The organism is Rhodococcus sp. WS3 (assembly GCF_003797085.1).
Lineage (GTDB): Bacteria > Actinomycetota > Actinomycetes > Mycobacteriales > Mycobacteriaceae > Rhodococcus_F > Rhodococcus_F globerula.
Genome location: NZ_RKMA01000001.1, coordinates 2943879 through 2959214, shown reverse-complemented (window position 1 = coordinate 2959214; position 15336 = coordinate 2943879). Strand labels below are relative to the sequence as shown.

Below are 15336 nucleotides of genomic sequence, written 5' to 3'. Positions count from 1 at the left end.
TTCTCACACCGGCTGAACCACCGGTCACTACAGCCGTCACAGCTCGTCCTCCTCAATGCCTTGGTTCCGCAGCGACGCAACGACTTCTGCCCGAATATCGTCGCGCAGCTTCTCGTAGAGCTCGATCACCTCGGGATCGTTACGGTCCCTGGGACGAGCCGCATTGACCTCGTAGACGCTCTTGATCCGAGCCCGCGGGCCGGCCGACATCACAACCACACGGTCAGCCAATGTCAGCGCCTCGTCGATATCGTGAGTCACGAACACCACGGTGCATCGAGTGTGCCGCCAGATACGGTCGAGTTCGGTCTGCAGAACCTGACGAGTCTGAGCGTCCAACGCACCGAACGGCTCGTCCATGAGAACCAGCGACGGTTGGTTGGCCAGAACTCGTGCGATCTGAACACGTTGCCGCATACCGCCGGAGAGCTGCGAGGGGAACTTTGCCCCGGCGTGGGGCAAGCCGACCATCGCAAGGTACTCGGCGGCGATACTGGCCTGCTCGCTGCGGTTCGCTCCGCGCATCCGGGGTCCGTACGCCACGTTCTGGCTTACGGTCATCCATTCGAATAGCGCTTCGGAACTCTGAAACACCATGCCTGCGTGGCGGTTACTGCCGTCGACGACGTCTCCGTCGCACACAATCTCCCCGGCACTGGGTTCCACGAAACCGGCCATGGACGACAGCAGCGTCGACTTGCCGCAGCCACTCGGCCCGAGCAGACATACGAATTCACCGGGCTGCACGTGCATATCGATTCCGGCGACGATCTCCGCCGCGCCGAAACTGATCCCGAGGTCGACCACGTCAATGGCCACACCCGTGTTCTTTTTACCGGGGCCGGTCGTGCCCGTACTACTTGTTGCGATACTCACTGTGCACCATCCTTGTACCAATCCAGAAGCATTGCCGATTCGAGATCCGGCTGTTCACTGAGAACACCGATCGACTTGTAGAAGTCGACGATCGACTGTGCCGACTCGATATCCGCAGCTTCGAGATTCACGACGGAGAAGTCGATCTCGTCGACCGCGGCAATAGTCTGATCCTCACTGACGTTCACAGCGGTCTTGGTCGCGGACGCTGCAGCTGCAGGATCCGACTCGACCTTGTGCGTTGCTTCGTCGAGCACCTTCGCAACGGTCCGCGCGGTCTCTTCGTTGGCCGACAGCCAGGGAGCCGTCGTGATCGCCCAGTGATGGTAGAACCAGCCGTAGTCTCCGGTGACTGCCACTACGTGGCCGGTGCCCTGATCCAGGGCTGTTGCCGGCCACGGCTCCCACAGAACAAACCCGTCGATGTCGCCGCGGCTGAGCAGCGCGGGCATGTCCGTCGGGGTTGCCGAGATCATCTCCACCGAGCCGGGGGCAATCGAATTGGCCGCGAGATACTTGTCCGTCGAAATCTGGCTCAGACCCGGGACGATGCCCATCTTCTTGATCGCAGCCGGTGAGTCGACGCCGTTCCGCAGCACAACCTTGATGTAGTCGCCCGACGCCTCGTACGAATACATCGCGCGCAACGACGGATTCTGACGCAACTGGGCGATGGTTGTCGTATCGGAGCTACCGGCGATCTGGACCTGCCCGGTCGAGAGTGCGTCGACGGCCTCGCCACCACGACCGAATTGGACAAGTTCGACGTCCAGACCTGCGGCGTCGAACATACCTTCCTGATCCGCCACGAAGAACGGAGCATAGGAAGCGTCGATTCCGACTGCGATACGCAGTGGTCCACTTCCGGCGGAATCAGCTGTGCTTTGCGTCGCCGGGCGGCTGCATGCGCCGGTTGCAACGGTCAGCAGCAGCGCAGCCGAAACAAGAGCAGTCCTTCCAAACTTTGACAGCGAGGCCATCTACTCACACCTTTGTTTGTGATCTGTGCCGCAGTTGCGGGTTGTGGAGAGCAAACCTAGCCGTGCCTACCTATGACCGAGAACCAACCGGGTCCACCGTGCGGACCGGGGACAGGAACTTACCTGGGCGAAACACCGCACCTGGAGGAACGTGCGAACCGAAATACTGCGGTAACACGGCCTTCGGTCACAATGTCCACCGAATTGTCTGCTTGCGCAGCGCGCCTGCGACATTCTGCGCCGTCATCGAGTAGATCGACGCACGCGCTCCGGCGCTGCCCCCTGCGACGTGAGGACTCAAGAGCGTCGAATCGAATCCGCGAAGGGGGCTCGAAATCGGCAGTGGTTCAACGTCGAACACATCGAGGGCCGCGCCGCCGATATGCTTCGAACGCAGAGCTCGTGCCAATGCAACGTCGTCGACAACAGCGCCGCGCGCCACATTGACGACGATCGCGCCGTTGGGCAACTGCGAAATTCGATCGGAATTGATCAGTCCCCGAGTTGATTCCGTGAGCGGGACGGCGAGCACCAGGACGTCGGAGAGAGGCAGCAGTTCCTCGAGCGATACAAAGGTCGCATTCATAGGCTCGCGCGGTCTCGAACGCGCGGTGACGTAGACATCACAACCAAAGGCCCCGAACAACTCTGCACACCGACGGCCGATCGAACCGACCCCTACTACGCCGACCCGGCGCTGCGCCAAGTCGCGACAATCTCGCGTCAAGATGGATTCCTGTGGCCAGGACCCGCCGGTGACCTCGTTGTGCGCCCAGAACATGGAGCGGCACAACGCACCTGCCGCCAGCACTGCCCATTCCGCAACCGATTCCGCGTTGGCGCCGGGTGTATTCGCGACCGGAACCCCGAAGGCGCGCCACGCATCCACGTCGATGAAATTGGTTCCGGCACCTGGCTGTTGGACAAGGAGTAGTTGCCGTCCGAGTTCGGCTTCCTGCTTGCCGAGCGGCAGATCACCACTCCAGTCACCCACCACGACATCACACATCGGCAACAGTGCATGTAGTGCTTCCGTAGTGCGCTCGGGCAAGCGAACTACCTCGGCCTCACTTCCCACGGCGTCACGGATCGCGCTGCCAAGTCCGTTGTCGGCGTCTGCCGTCAGTAGAAGTACTTTCTTCACGAGAACTCCTCAGGGTGAGACGATGACTGTACCTTCGGAAAACGCCAGAGCCGGCCTCCTGATCGAGAGGCCGGCTCTGTTACGCAGCAGTCTGTTTGGTTCTCAGATGGCTGCCTTCGCGCTTGCTGACGCCTTGGCCAGGAACTCGAGGCTCAGCGGGTTGTACTTCGCTGCCTGCTCGTGCTGCGGCCAGTGACCGCACTCCGCGTAGAGCTCGAGCTGAGCACCCGGGATATCCTCGGCCATCTTCTTCGCCTCAGGAACGTCGCCGAACGGATTTTCCTGTCCCCAGACCACCAGGGTAGGCGCCTTGATGAGTGCCATCCGATCCGGGCGCAACAGATTCCGCTGGCGAACCTCCATCTCCTGCAAGGAAAGAAGGTTGTGGATGTTGGCCACGAAGTCGGGCTGGTGGTAGATCCTGTGACGCGCCTGAACCAATTCCTCCGTTGCATTGGCCGGATCGTGCATGAGCAACTGCATGCGGGCGCGGGTCAATTCGATGTCGTCGCTCTGAACGGCCTTGGCTGTCGAGGTCTTGATACGCTCCATCACCGTCGGATTCGCGACGGTACCGCCAGCCGCGAGCAGCTGCAACGAGAGGACACGTTCGGGCTGCTCGCTGGCCAGGTAGGCGGCGACCCAACCACCGAGGCTCTCGCCCACCAGGTGCACACGATCCAGCCCGACCGCGTCGAGGTAATTCACCAAATGCTCTACGTAACGCGGAATCTCGTACGGGTAATCAGGCTTACCGGTGTAGCCGTGACCGAGCATGTCGATCGCATGAACCCGGTAGGACTCGGCGTGCGGCGCGATATTGCGTGCAAATGCCTCGAGGTGTCCACTGGTGCCGTGCAGGAAGATCACGGCCTCGTCGCCGGATCCGGCCTGCAGAGAGCGCGTGGGGACACCGCCCGCGTCGACGGTCGTCAACTCGAAATCGAGTCCGGCAAGTTCGTTCCAGATTGTCATGAGAGAAACTTCCTTTGCTGAAGGTGGCAGATTATGTTGTTACGCTGACTGTTCCAGCTGGATCGAGAACCGTGACGCCCATACCGGTGAGCCACTCGGGAATCGCTTCGTAGGCAAGGCGTTCTCCCGGAATGTACTCGAGCATGGCCGCCATCATGAGCCATGTCCGTAGCTCCTGCGCACCATTGCCCGCCTCGTCCTCGATCCGCTGCGTCGTGAACTCGGCAAGCTCACTTGCCTTACCACTGGCAAACAGATCAAGAATTCGGTCATCGAACTCCGGTGTGATCGCGGCATCGGCGGCACGGATGATCTGACGCCGTCGGACGTCGTAGTCGGACCAATTCTCCCGACCGTCCAGCCAGGCTTGAACCATGAAATCCTCGTCCTCACCGTGCGGGTCACGCCAGTCAGGCCAGGGCAGCCGATGGGATAAACCGCCGGAGGCGATCACCACCACGCGGGTATCCGCCGGGTACGACGCAATGGCGTCGCGCAGAGCCTTCGCCACTTCCTCGCATCGCTTGAAAGTCGGCAGCGGCGGCGCGAATACGTTGACCACCAACGGAACTATGGGAACATCGATTCCGTCGAGAAGGTACTGAATCGCGTGGGACTGACCGTGATCGATCTGCAATCGAGCCGAGTAGGCAAGATCGAACCGGCCACCTTCGATCAGCTCGTTTGCAAGGTGCCTCGCGAAGTCCACGTCCACCTGCTGCGGGCCCTTGGGTGTACCGGACTCGCCACTGGAAATACACTCGCCGACGCCGAGCGTGAAAGCCGGAATAAGATCCAGCCAGAAACCACGAAAGTGGTTGGAGCCGAGTATCAATACAACATCGGGATTCGCTTCCGCGATTTTCTCCCGGGTCAGATGCAGCGCGTCCCGGAAGCGTTCGGCCTCCGCCTTGTGCGTCGTCTCTTCCCAATGGGTGTTCATCAATGTGCTGTGGGAAGCACCGACACCCAGAACTATCTTCGCCATCAGTCGATTCCTACTTCCTCGAGCGAGCGGGTGACGGTGTCGAGGGCCACTCGGATCAGATACTTCGTAAATCTTTCTGCTGCAGCTAGATCGACTGTGTTCATCCCCATCGCGAAGTCCACCTCGAACGGAGCGTCGACCACCTTCGGCATACCCACCCGGATCGTCGGGATGCCGCGGCTGCGCAAGATGTTTGCGTCGGTTGCACCACTGGCGTCGAAGAAGTCCTGATGAGGCTTCCCCTCAGCGGCTTTCCACGCGTCGACGGCCGAGTGCCGCAACCACATCCGTGGATCCGAACCCTCCCCCGGTATTGCCAGTACCTGTTCGACCTCGATCTGTAGATCCAGCGATTGTGCGATGTCCGCAACCACGGTAGTGAGTTCACGTTTGGCGGCGGTGGGCGTCGTCCGTGGACTCAGCCGTAGATCAACGGTCAGGCGCACCTGCTCAGGGGTGAACGACGCTGTTCTCTCCCACCCGCCACGAATATTGGCCACAATTCCTTGCGGCGCAACCAATCCGTCCTGATGCGCCGCTGAGTACTTCGGGAACCATTCCTCCAGTTTCGCGACAACCTCACCGGCCGCGGTAATCGCGTTGCGATACGGCAGCCGGTGGCGAGAACCGACGTAGGTGTGCAGCCCGTGCACCGTGATCTCGAACCAAGCCAGCCCCACTTCTTCCCAGGAGACCGTCCAGCCGGGCTTGGCGATCAGCGCACAGTCCGCCCACACTCCCTGTTCCAGGAGGAACGAGCAGCCGACGCCCTGACCGGTATTGCGCCGGGGGTTTCCGACACCGGGGCGGGCATTGGTCGGCATACCACCGGCACCGAATCCGAGCACCAGGTCACCGCGGAGTGGAATACCGGCTGCGGCAATTGCTTCGGCCGCTGCGATGATGCAGGCGGCATGGCCTTTCGGATTCGACGCACCTAACCCGATGACGTAGTTCTCGTCGACCTGGGCGTGCGGCGTCAGGTCGGCTCGCAACTCGTTTCCCACCCACGGTAGATCTTCTGCCGGATCACCTGTCGTGACGGTGTCGATCGGCGCATACAGCAACAGATCCGGCCCGGACCCGTCACCGCGCAATCGTCCCCACGAGTTCGCCTGCCGGTCATCGAGATCCATCGTATGGGCCTCGATGCCCGACGCCGTCAAGACCGCCGTGATATGGCGGGCCAGCGGTGCTTCGTCGCCGGTGGGGCTGGGGATGTCCACAACCCCGGTGGTGAGATCTCGCAATCTCGCGCGATCGACGTTGGCCCAGGCCTGCTCGACCCATTCCCGGCGCGTGTCGTCAAGGCCTGCGAGAGCGTCGGCCCTCGCAGTGGTCATGGATTGACCTGATGTACCTGGGTATTGCTGCGTTCGCCCGCCAACTGCCATAGTTTGGGAACTGCCACGGCAACAGCGGCACCGATAGCGACTGCCGTCAGAATCTTGAACATGCGTTTCTCCTATTCGCGGGTGCCGGTGGGGATCTGGGCGTCGGTGACCGGAGCCGGGCGCGGGGCAGCCGTCCGACGCTCGCGGGTGGGCCGAACCGGCGCCTTGGGGGTGTGTTCGGCCGCGGCGGCGATCTTCTCGGCGTACTCTTCCTCTGCCAGATTTCGCCACGTTGTCAGCGATACGTCGGGTCGGTACAGCTTCTCCGGCGGCGCGTCGGTGACCTCGACCATCCATGCATCCTGCCCGGAAAACTGGCCGTGAAACAGCCAGCGGATCGCGCCGAGGTACTTGGCGTAGAACCCCAATTTTGCTGCACCGGAGACGAAGTTGACCATGAGGCCGACATATTTGTGGTTGTCCTCGTCCACCGGCACGTAGAACTCGTAGTGAATGAACTTGGGGTACGCGATGCGCAGGACGCCGGGCATCGACAGCGAAGCAAAACCGGGAAAGTTCTGTGCTGCGATCACAGGATTGACATCCAGACCGGCACCGACGTTTCCGATCTGCGAAATCTGGGTCTCGTCGGGCTTCTTCTTCCACCACCGCTTATTGGTCCAGGTTCCCACGCCCGGGAAGTCGGCCTCCCAGTACACCTCTTCCTGTACCCGGTAAATCCAGCGACCCTCCGGGATGATGCTCGTGATGTTCCACGTAGGCATCGGCTTGAACAAGCGCCACAATGCGGTGCGGTGCAGGTACTTCGCATGTCCCTCGTCGAAACCGTTCTCACATGCGAAGCGCCAGTTACCTTCTCGCGGCTGAATGCGACCGCCGACGATGCCCTTGTTCTGCACGAGCTCACGCGGCAACTGGTCGTCGATGGACGGTGCCGGCTCGTTGGCGATCGGTATGTACACCCACACCAGACCGAGTCGCTCCTCGACCGCATAGGTCTGGACGTTCAGCTTGCCGCAGATCTTGGAATCCGGACCGTCGGTGATGACCGCAGCCAGTTTTCCGTCGGTGAGACGGTACGTCCAGCCGTGGTACGGGCAACTGACGGTGCCCGGGAACTGCTGATCACCCTCGGACAGTGGAACACCGCGGTGCGGGCACCGATCATGCAGGGCGTACGCCTTACCGGCGTCGCGGATGATCGCCAGCTTTTCACCACAAATGGTGTAGCTCTTGGGATTTTTGGTGATGTGGTTCGACCACGTGACCGGGTACCAGTAACCGCGGTATCCGCTGCCGGCTGCGTTGTAACCCGGCCATGCCGTCCAATCCTGCCGACCGGCCGCTCGCGGCCGCTCGGGCAGCGCGAACGTGGCTTCCGACGCCTCGACACCAGTCATGTGAAGTCCTCTCGACACTGAACGTTTGAATGAAACAGATCTTGGGCGACATCGCGGTCTACGCCAACGGATTCGGTTCGCTCAGCAGACCCGGACCACCACAGCGGTTCCGACAGCACACAGGACGCCGTCATCGGAGTGCTCTTGTAGAGTCAAAGTTGTTTTCTCACCATGTATCTCAGTGACTTCACCCGAGACTTCCAGTGTGGTTCCGACAGGAGCAGGCGCACGGTTCTGCCACGACACGGAGACAACGCCTTCATATCCACCGGCAAACTGTGCGGCAGCACGGTAGAAGAGCGTGCCCTGCAACTGAGCCATGACAACCGGCGCGGACAGCTTTTCCGTCGCAGCATAGGAGGCGTCGTAGTGAATACGGTGCGAATTGTGCGTCGACGCCCCGAATCGAAGGACTCGGACCGGATCGCATACCAAAGCGACCGACTCGATCGGTGTGCCGACGACTACGGTTTCGGTCATCGGACGATGAACTTCTCGACGACCTCGGCAAATGCGCCGGACTGCGCACCCCGATAGGTCTTGGTGACCGAAAGCAGCAGAAACTCGTCAGGAGCCCGACCTTTGATCGCCACGGTATCGAGTACCCGCGCTACGGTGACCGGCTCGCCGAACGGGGCTGGTTGCAGGAACGTCACACTCTGCCCGCCTGCCATCAAGCGAACATCGATGCCGTCTGTGCCCGGGACTTCGTCACGAAACATGCCGTCTGATCGGTACTCCCGATCGGATCCGCCCTGCGGACCACGCAAAAGCGAAGGCAGATACATCGGGTGGAGCGCAAATGCCGGGTGCTCCGGGTCCAGAAACCGGGGGTCGGTCTCGGCGGCGGCAACCGCAAAGGCAATCGACTCCGCCGGGCGCACCGTTCCCAGCTCTCGTGTTTCCCGCGTTCCGATCATCGCCTCTGCGCGATCACGCGCGTGCTCGAGTTCTGTTCTCATGCCAGCACGCTAGGCATTCGGAAGTGTCGCAGCCACGAACCGGGTTCGCCTGCCGGACCGCAATACTTCCCATTGCTGTCACCTCGAGGTCAGGTATAGCCATGGCTGATCAACCGAAGAGCTTGTACGCCAAAGCTGATGGCGTCACATTCCACTACTACGACCTCGGCGAGGGCGACCCCACGATTTTCCTGCACGGAGGTGGACCCGGCTGCACCGCGTGGTCCGACTTCGGGCCGGTGGCCCCTCTCTTCGCCTCGGATCGACGGGCGATTCTCGTTGATCTCCTGCAATACGGTCGGTCCGACAAGTGCACCATCACCGGCCCCATGTGGGACTTCCACGCCGCCAAGATGGTTGTTCTGCTCGACGAACTCGGCATCGAACGCGCCGACTTCGTCTGCAACTCGTGGGGCGGCACCATAGCGCTCAATCTCGCGGCAAAGTACCCGGAACGCGTTCGCTCCCTGGTGATCACGGGCAGTATGCCCGTCTTCTACGGCCCGCTCGCGCCCCTCCCCGAAGATGGCCGTCGCGGCCGCAACGCCCGCGACGTCTACTACGGCGGCACTGGCCCCACCCTCGAAAAACTCCGCACCTTGATCACCAGCCTAGAATGGTTCGACGGATCGAAGTTGCCCGCCGAAACCCTCCAGATGCGATACGAGCAAAGCCTCGACCCCGAGGAAATGGCCTTGGCTGCCTCGGCAGACTCCCCTCGTGGCGATTGGCAGGACCTCACAGCCGAACTCGGCCAGATCCAGGCACCGACGCTCTTCGCCTGGGGAATGCACGACGCGTTCCTCACCCCGGACTACCCGCTCATGCTGGCGCGGATGATCCCGCATGGCCACCTCTACATCATGGACCAGGCGTCGCATCATCTTCAGGAAGAGCGGCCATACGACTACTACAGTGTTGTTTCGGGTTTCCTTGACCAACAGCACAACTGAACGAACGGTAATCGCCCCGACGGGCGGTGCACGGATCCGATTGGTACTGCTTCTCGGAATCCTCACCGCCCTCGGGCCGTTCACCGTCGACATGTATCTTCCTGCGCTGCCGCAGATCACGCAGGAATTCGGCACGTCGGAGACAATGGTTCAGCTGACCCTGACCGGGACGCTTCTCGGTCTTGCGTTCGGTCAGTTGATCATCGGCCCACTTTCCGACATCTACGGGCGTCGACGCCCCTTGCTCGTGGGCACAGTGATTCACGTCGGCGCATCGTTGGCGTGCTTCTTTGCGCCGTCCATCGAAGTCCTCACGACGCTGCGAACCCTTCAAGGTTTTGGCGCCGCGGCCACCGGTGTGATCGCGATGGCGATCGTTCGTGATCTCTTCACCGGACACGATGCGGCGGTGGTACTTTCGCGACTGATGTTGGTCATGGGCGTAGCGCCCATCCTGGCTCCGTCCATCGGCGGGGCACTGATGTCCGTAACACAATGGCGCGGAGTCTTTCTCGCTCTCTTCCTCCTGGGTATCGCCATGATTGCACTCGCCGCAGCGTCACTCCCGGAAACACTTCCACCCGAGAATCGGTCAGGCAAGGGCATCGGCGCGATAGCGCGAAGCTACATTGCACTCGGTCGTGATGCTCACTTCATGGTGTTGGTTCTCGTGTGCGGTCTCGGCCGTGGTGTGCTGTGGTCGTACATCGCGGCGTCGTCCTACGTAATGCAGGAACAGTTCGGTCTGAGCGCCACAGCGTACGGGTTTGCCTTCGCCGGCGGGGCCGTAGTGCTGATCGGCTCGTCTCAACTCAACGTCGTGCTGCTCGGACGGTGGTCGCCGAATTCCATCACGATCTGGGCAATGTGGGGCAGTAGCGTCGTCGGCGCTGCATTTGTTGCCGTTGCTGCCACCGACTCGTTGGGCTTCGTCGGGTTTGCCGTCCCCATCCTGCTGATGCTGTGCGCAACGGGTTTTGTCATGCCCAACGCACCGGCGGTTGCCCTGTCGCGTCACGGAGAAGCCGCGGGCTCAGCGGCCGCGCTGATCGGATTTGCGCAGTTCGGCGCTGCCGCAGTGGTTGCACCGATCGTCGGCCTGCTGGGTAATACCAGTCTTGCAGTGGCCATCTCCATGACCGGGGCTTCGGTTCTCGGAGTGATAGCACTGCTGTGGGTGCGTCGATAGGAACGCTTACGCAGAGCGTTCGAGAACCGACACCTTCCGGCTGATTCCGGCAGCTGCCGCGCGCAACGGCTCGGCAAAGCGCTCGGTATCCATTCGATACCGCGGACTCGAGACGCCGATCGCGGCAACCGCTTCCCCGTGTCCTCCGAAGATCGGTGCGGCGATACTCGACGTCCCCAGCCGAACCTCTTCGCTCTCCACCGCCAATTGCTCCGAGCGAACGGCATCGAGTTGCCTACGTAACCCGTCCTCCGAGTTCACCGTCCGGTCGGTGAACTCGACAAATCCGTTGGTTACCACCGCTCGAAACACGGAATCCGGCGAGTACGCGAGTATCGCCTTGCCGGTGGCCGTCGCATACATCGGCAGCCGGCCGGCCACCCGCGACGGCAGGTCCACACCGTGATGACCGGAGATCTTGTCGATGTACAGAACCTCGAGACCGTCACGAATCACGAGGTGAACCGTCTCCCTGGTTGCCGCATGAAGATCCTGCACATACGTAAGCGACGCCTCACGCAGAATCCGTTGACGAGGCACCAACTGGCCAAGTTCGAAAAGCCGTAACCCCAATCCGTACTTGGTCCCGACTCGTTCCAGCAGGCCCAGTGACACCAGTTCACCGGCTATTCGATGCACCGTCGCCTTCGCAACGCCGCTTCGGTTCGCAAGCTCGGTCAGCGAAAGCGCGCCCGAATCCGCGTCGAAGGAATCGAGTATCAGGCGCGCCTTCCCCAGCAACGAATGCACCGCCGAGCGCCTCCAGTACACAGATTGTGGTCCACCCAGCGGACCAAGTCTGCTTCAGTGTACTTAGGCCTTAGATCTCCGCGCCCACGAACTGACTGTTGTAGAGCCGGTAGTACGCACCCCGCGAGAGCAGCAGCTCCTCGTGGCTTCCCTGTTCCACGATGCGCCCGGCCTCCATCACCACAATCAAGTTCGCATCACGAATCGTCGAAAGCCGGTGAGCGATGACAAAGCTTGTACGGTCGCTGCGCAGAACCGCGGTGGCACTCTGAACCAGCAGCTCGGTGCGCGTGTCGACAGAACTGGTGGCCTCGTCGAGAATCAGAATGGACGGCTGCGCGATGAACGCTCGAGCAATGGTGATCAGCTGCTTCTCACCGGCACTGATGTTGTTGCCCTCTTCGTCGATGACGGTGTCGTATCCCTCGGGCAGAGAATGCACGAACTTGTCGACGTAGCTCATCTTGGCGGCCCGCTGAATCTCCTCTTCGGTGGCGCCCGGCTTGCCGTACGCGATGTTCTCCCGAATCGTCCCGCCGAACAGCCAGGCATCCTGCAGAACCATGCCGATGCGCGACCGCAGATCGTCACGCGTCATCTTCGCGATATCGATACCGTCGAGAGTGATGCGACCCGAATTGAGCTCGTAGAACCGCAGAATCAGGTTGACCAGGGTGGTCTTGCCGGCACCGGTGGGGCCGACGATGGCAACCATCTGACCGGGCTCGGCCACCAACGACAGATCCTCGATGAGGGGCTGCTCCGGCTTGTAACTGAACGTGACGTCCTCGAATGCCACCCGTCCCTTGGACACGGCCGGGGACTGCGCGTCGGCGGGATCGACGGACTGCTCTTCCTGGTCGAGGAGCGCAAACACCCGCTCAGCGGATGCAACACCGGACTGCAGCAGATTGGTCATCGACGCGATCTGCGTGAGCGGCTGCGTGAACTGGCGTGAGTACTGGATGAACGCCTGCACATCACCGAGCGTCATCGTGCCGGAGGCCACCCGCATACCGCCGACAACTGCGATGGCGACGTAATTCAGATTGCCGAGGAACATGACAGCAGGCATAACCAGACCGGAAATGAACTGCGCTTTGAAGCTCGACTGGTAGAGCTTCTCGTTCTGCGTGCGGAAACGCTCCTCGACCTCGTTCTGCCGGCCGAACACCTTGACCAACTCGTGTCCGGTGAATGCTTCTTCAACCTGCGCGTTGATGCCGCCGGTGCTCTTCCACTGTGCGACAAAGTGTTTCTGCGAGCGCTTGGCGATGACAGCCGTGACGATGATCGACAGCGGAACCGTCGCGATGGCGATCAAAGCCAGAATCGGCGAGATGACCAGCATCATCACGAGGATCGCGATCACCGTCATCACCGACGTCACCAGCTGACTCAGCGTCTGCTGCAGGCTCTGCGCAACATTGTCGATGTCATTGGTCACGCGCGAGAGAACATCGCCTCGCGCATGAGTGTCGAAGTACCGCAGCGGAAGTCGATGAATCTTCTGCTCGACGTCCTCGCGTAGGCGTCGAACCGTGCGCTGCACGACAATATTGAGCAGGTACGCCTGCAACCAACTGAACAGCGACGCGCAGACGAACAGCAGCAGCACGATCATCAGCACTCGGCCGACCTCGGCAAAATCGATCCCGGTACCGGGGACCACGTTCATGCCGGACACCATGTCCGCGAACTGATTCTGGCCCTGCTCGCGCAGACCCGCCACTGCTTGGTCTTTGGTAATTCCGGCGGGAAGCTGTTTACCGACAATGCCGTCGAAGATGAGGTTGGTTGCATTACCCAGGATCTTCGGGGCGATCGAAGACAGCACCACACTGACCGTGACCAGAACAAAAATCAGGATGACAGCGGGCTTGTCGGGGCTGAGCCGAGAAAGAAGACGCTTCAGCGAAGGGCCGAAATTCATGGCCTTCTTGGTGGGATCACCACCGCCGGGAGGTCCGATCGGAGGTGAGGAACTCGGCCGATTGCTCATGATGCGTCCTGTACGGCTAGCTGTGAGGCGACAATTTCGCCGTAAGTGGGACAACTGACTTGCAGTTCGTCGTGGGTACCGACACCGACAATCGCACCGTCATCGAGCACGATGATCTGATCGGCTTCGACGATGGTGGAAATACGTTGCGCGACAACGATGATGCAGGCGTCCCGGGTAACGGGCTGCAGCGCCGCTCTCAGTCTCGCGTCTGTCGTGAGGTCCAGGGCCGAGAACGAATCGTCGAACAAATAGATCTGTGGCTTGCGCACCAGTGCCCGCGCAATGGCCAGACGCTGACGCTGACCACCGGAAACCGTCGTACCGCCTTGCGACACCGGGGTGTCCAGGCCTTCCGGCATCGCGCGGACGAAGTCTGCAGCCTGAGCGACCTCGAGGCATTCCCACAGCCACTCGTCTGTTGCGTCCGGGTTGCCGTAGCGAAGGTTGGTTGCGACGGTTCCCGAGAACAGGTACGGCTTCTGCGGAACAAGTCCGATAACGGAACACAGCAGGTCGGTGTCGATGTCGCGGACGTCGACACCACCGACGGATACCGACCCGGATGTGGCGTCGATGAGTCGCGGAATCAGGTTGAGCAGCGTTGTCTTACCGGATCCGGTGCCGCCGATGATCGCGGTGGTCTTGCCTGGTTCGGCCCGGAAAGTGATGTCGCGCAACACCGGTTCCTCGGCGCCGGGGAACTGGAACTGAGCGCCGCGAAGTTCGACGACGCCCGGGTTCTTCAGTTCTCGAATCGGGTTCTCGGGCGGAATGACCGACGACGCTGTATCGAGCACCTCGGAGATACGTTCTGCGCAGACCGATGCACGCGGCAGCATGACGGCCATGAAAGTAGCCATCATGACGGCCATCAGGATCTGCATGATGTAGCTGAGCATCGCGGTGAGCGAGCCGATCTCCATGGCTCCACTGTCGATCTGATGCCCACCGAACCAGATGACCGCGACACTGGTGACGTTGCTGATCAGCATCACCAGCGGGAACATCACCGCCATCAGTTTTCCGACACCGAGCGCCGTTTCGGTCAATTCGTCATTGGCTACACCAAAGCGCTTCACCTCGGAAGGCTCGCGAACAAACGCGCGGACAACCCGGATACCGGTGATCTGTTCGCGTAGAACACGGTTGACCGCGTCGAGACGACCCTGCATGAGCCGGAAGCCGGGAACCATCCGCGCGATCAAAAAACCCATCGAAATCGCCAGCAACGGCACGCTGATACCCAGAATCCAGGACAGATTCAGATCCTGACGCAGCGCCATGATGATGCCGCCGACGCACATGATCGGAGCCATCACGAGGATGGTGCAACTCATCACGACCATCATCTGCACTTGCTGGACGTCGTTGGTATTTCTGGTGATCAGGGACGGCGCACCGAAATAGCCGACCTCGCGGGCCGAGAAAGTACCGACCTGATGCAACACCGACGCCCGTAGATCGCGTCCGATGCCCATGGCAACACGAGCACCGAAGTACACCGCACCCACGGAGCACAGGATCTGCGTCAACGTCACAAGGAGCATCACCCCACCCGTTGACAGGATGTAGCCCGTATCCCCCTTTGTCACACCGTTGTCGATGATGTCGGCATTGAGACTGGGAAGGTAAAGGGCAGCCATAGTCGAAATAAACTGCAGGACGACAACGCCCGTCAGTTCGCCACGATAGGGCTCTAGGTAAGTGCGCAGCAGCCTGATCAGCATAGTGAGCGAAGGTTACCAATCTCTGCCGACAA

At 61.1% G+C, this 15336-nt stretch carries 14 protein-coding genes; 2 read left to right on the top strand and 12 right to left on the bottom strand.

Annotated features, from left to right (window positions below; all coding sequences use genetic code 11):
• Nucleotides 1-36: 36 nt before the first annotated feature.
• The 9 genes from EEB13_RS13425 to EEB13_RS13385 all read right to left on the bottom strand — a co-directional run bounded on the left by EEB13_RS13425 (nucleotide 37) and on the right by EEB13_RS13385 (nucleotide 8680).
• Nucleotides 37-876: an ABC transporter ATP-binding protein gene (locus EEB13_RS13425; RefSeq protein ID WP_051730580.1), complete on the bottom strand. Its 840-nt coding sequence runs from the start codon at nucleotides 874-876 to the stop codon at nucleotides 37-39.
• Nucleotides 873-1856: an ABC transporter substrate-binding protein gene (locus EEB13_RS13420; protein WP_141485437.1), complete on the bottom strand. Its 984-nt coding sequence runs from the start codon at nucleotides 1854-1856 to the stop codon at nucleotides 873-875. Before EEB13_RS13420 ends, EEB13_RS13425 begins: the two co-directional genes overlap by 4 nt.
• Nucleotides 1857-2043: 187 nt before the next feature.
• Complete coding sequence (locus EEB13_RS13415; protein WP_141485436.1) at nucleotides 2044-3000, bottom strand: NAD(P)-dependent oxidoreductase; 957 nt, start codon at nucleotides 2998-3000, stop codon at nucleotides 2044-2046.
• A 102-nt stretch (nucleotides 3001-3102) separates the two neighbouring features.
• Nucleotides 3103-3975, bottom strand: a complete 873-nt coding sequence (locus EEB13_RS13410) for an alpha/beta fold hydrolase (protein ID WP_033235076.1) — start codon at nucleotides 3973-3975, stop codon at nucleotides 3103-3105.
• Nucleotides 3976-4006: 31 nt separating this feature from the next.
• Nucleotides 4007-4963 carry a catechol 1,2-dioxygenase gene (locus EEB13_RS13405; RefSeq protein ID WP_141485435.1) on the bottom strand — a complete coding sequence of 319 codons (957 nt, stop codon included), beginning with the start codon at nucleotides 4961-4963 and terminating at the stop codon, nucleotides 4007-4009.
• Entirely contained in the window at nucleotides 4963-6306 is a 1344-nt protein-coding gene (locus EEB13_RS13400) for a M20 family metallopeptidase (protein WP_141485434.1), read from the bottom strand. Before EEB13_RS13400 ends, EEB13_RS13405 begins: the two co-directional genes overlap by 1 nt.
• A gap of 122 nt (nucleotides 6307-6428) precedes the next feature.
• Nucleotides 6429-7718, bottom strand: a complete 1290-nt coding sequence (locus EEB13_RS13395) for an aromatic ring-hydroxylating oxygenase subunit alpha (RefSeq protein WP_141485433.1) — start codon at nucleotides 7716-7718, stop codon at nucleotides 6429-6431.
• 81 nt (nucleotides 7719-7799) lie between these two features.
• Nucleotides 7800-8198: an acyl dehydratase gene (locus tag EEB13_RS13390; protein WP_116103807.1), complete on the bottom strand. Its 399-nt coding sequence runs from the start codon at nucleotides 8196-8198 to the stop codon at nucleotides 7800-7802.
• A complete protein-coding gene (locus EEB13_RS13385; protein WP_033235081.1) occupies nucleotides 8195-8680 on the bottom strand; it encodes a MaoC family dehydratase N-terminal domain-containing protein in 486 nt (161 codons plus the stop codon). Before EEB13_RS13385 ends, EEB13_RS13390 begins: the two co-directional genes overlap by 4 nt.
• A gap of 101 nt (nucleotides 8681-8781) precedes the next feature.
• Here EEB13_RS13385 and EEB13_RS13380 point away from each other — a divergent pair, with 101 nt between their 5' ends.
• Complete coding sequence (locus EEB13_RS13380; RefSeq protein WP_116103810.1) at nucleotides 8782-9633, top strand: alpha/beta fold hydrolase; 852 nt, start codon at nucleotides 8782-8784, stop codon at nucleotides 9631-9633.
• Entirely contained in the window at nucleotides 9614-10822 is a 1209-nt protein-coding gene (locus EEB13_RS13375) for a multidrug effflux MFS transporter (protein WP_051730592.1), read from the top strand. The genes EEB13_RS13380 and EEB13_RS13375 overlap by 20 nt, the downstream gene beginning before the upstream one ends.
• A 6-nt stretch (nucleotides 10823-10828) precedes the next feature.
• Here EEB13_RS13375 and EEB13_RS13370 read toward each other — a convergent pair whose 3' ends face one another.
• The 3 genes from EEB13_RS13370 to EEB13_RS13360 form a co-directional block, all read right to left on the bottom strand.
• Nucleotides 10829-11572: an IclR family transcriptional regulator gene (locus EEB13_RS13370; protein ID WP_092805710.1), complete on the bottom strand. Its 744-nt coding sequence runs from the start codon at nucleotides 11570-11572 to the stop codon at nucleotides 10829-10831.
• 70 nt (nucleotides 11573-11642) lie between these two features.
• Nucleotides 11643-13574, bottom strand: a complete 1932-nt coding sequence (locus EEB13_RS13365; RefSeq protein WP_084702606.1) for an ABC transporter ATP-binding protein — start codon at nucleotides 13572-13574, stop codon at nucleotides 11643-11645.
• Nucleotides 13571-15304 (bottom strand): ABC transporter ATP-binding protein, encoded by a 1734-nt coding sequence (locus EEB13_RS13360; RefSeq protein ID WP_033235085.1) that lies wholly within the window; start codon nucleotides 15302-15304, stop codon nucleotides 13571-13573. Before EEB13_RS13360 ends, EEB13_RS13365 begins: the two co-directional genes overlap by 4 nt.
• Nucleotides 15305-15336 lie beyond the last annotated feature (32 nt).

Coding starts and splice junctions, on each gene's coding strand:
- EEB13_RS13420 (WP_141485437.1), bottom strand. CDS start 1,856: ATGGCCTCGCTGTCAAAGTTTGGAAGGACTGCTCTTGTTTCGGCTGCG.
- EEB13_RS13410 (WP_033235076.1), bottom strand. CDS start 3,975: ATGACAATCTGGAACGAACTTGCCGGACTCGATTTCGAGTTGACGACC.
- EEB13_RS13405 (WP_141485435.1), bottom strand. CDS start 4,963: ATGGCGAAGATAGTTCTGGGTGTCGGTGCTTCCCACAGCACATTGATG.
- EEB13_RS13400 (WP_141485434.1), bottom strand. CDS start 6,306: ATGACCACTGCGAGGGCCGACGCTCTCGCAGGCCTTGACGACACGCGC.
- EEB13_RS13395 (WP_141485433.1), bottom strand. CDS start 7,718: ATGACTGGTGTCGAGGCGTCGGAAGCCACGTTCGCGCTGCCCGAGCGG.
- EEB13_RS13390 (WP_116103807.1), bottom strand. CDS start 8,198: ATGACCGAAACCGTAGTCGTCGGCACACCGATCGAGTCGGTCGCTTTG.
- EEB13_RS13385 (WP_033235081.1), bottom strand. CDS start 8,680: ATGAGAACAGAACTCGAGCACGCGCGTGATCGCGCAGAGGCGATGATC.
- EEB13_RS13380 (WP_116103810.1), top strand. CDS start 8,782: ATGGCTGATCAACCGAAGAGCTTGTACGCCAAAGCTGATGGCGTCACA.
- EEB13_RS13365 (WP_084702606.1), bottom strand. CDS start 13,574: ATGAGCAATCGGCCGAGTTCCTCACCTCCGATCGGACCTCCCGGCGGT.
- EEB13_RS13360 (WP_033235085.1), bottom strand. CDS start 15,304: ATGCTGATCAGGCTGCTGCGCACTTACCTAGAGCCCTATCGTGGCGAA.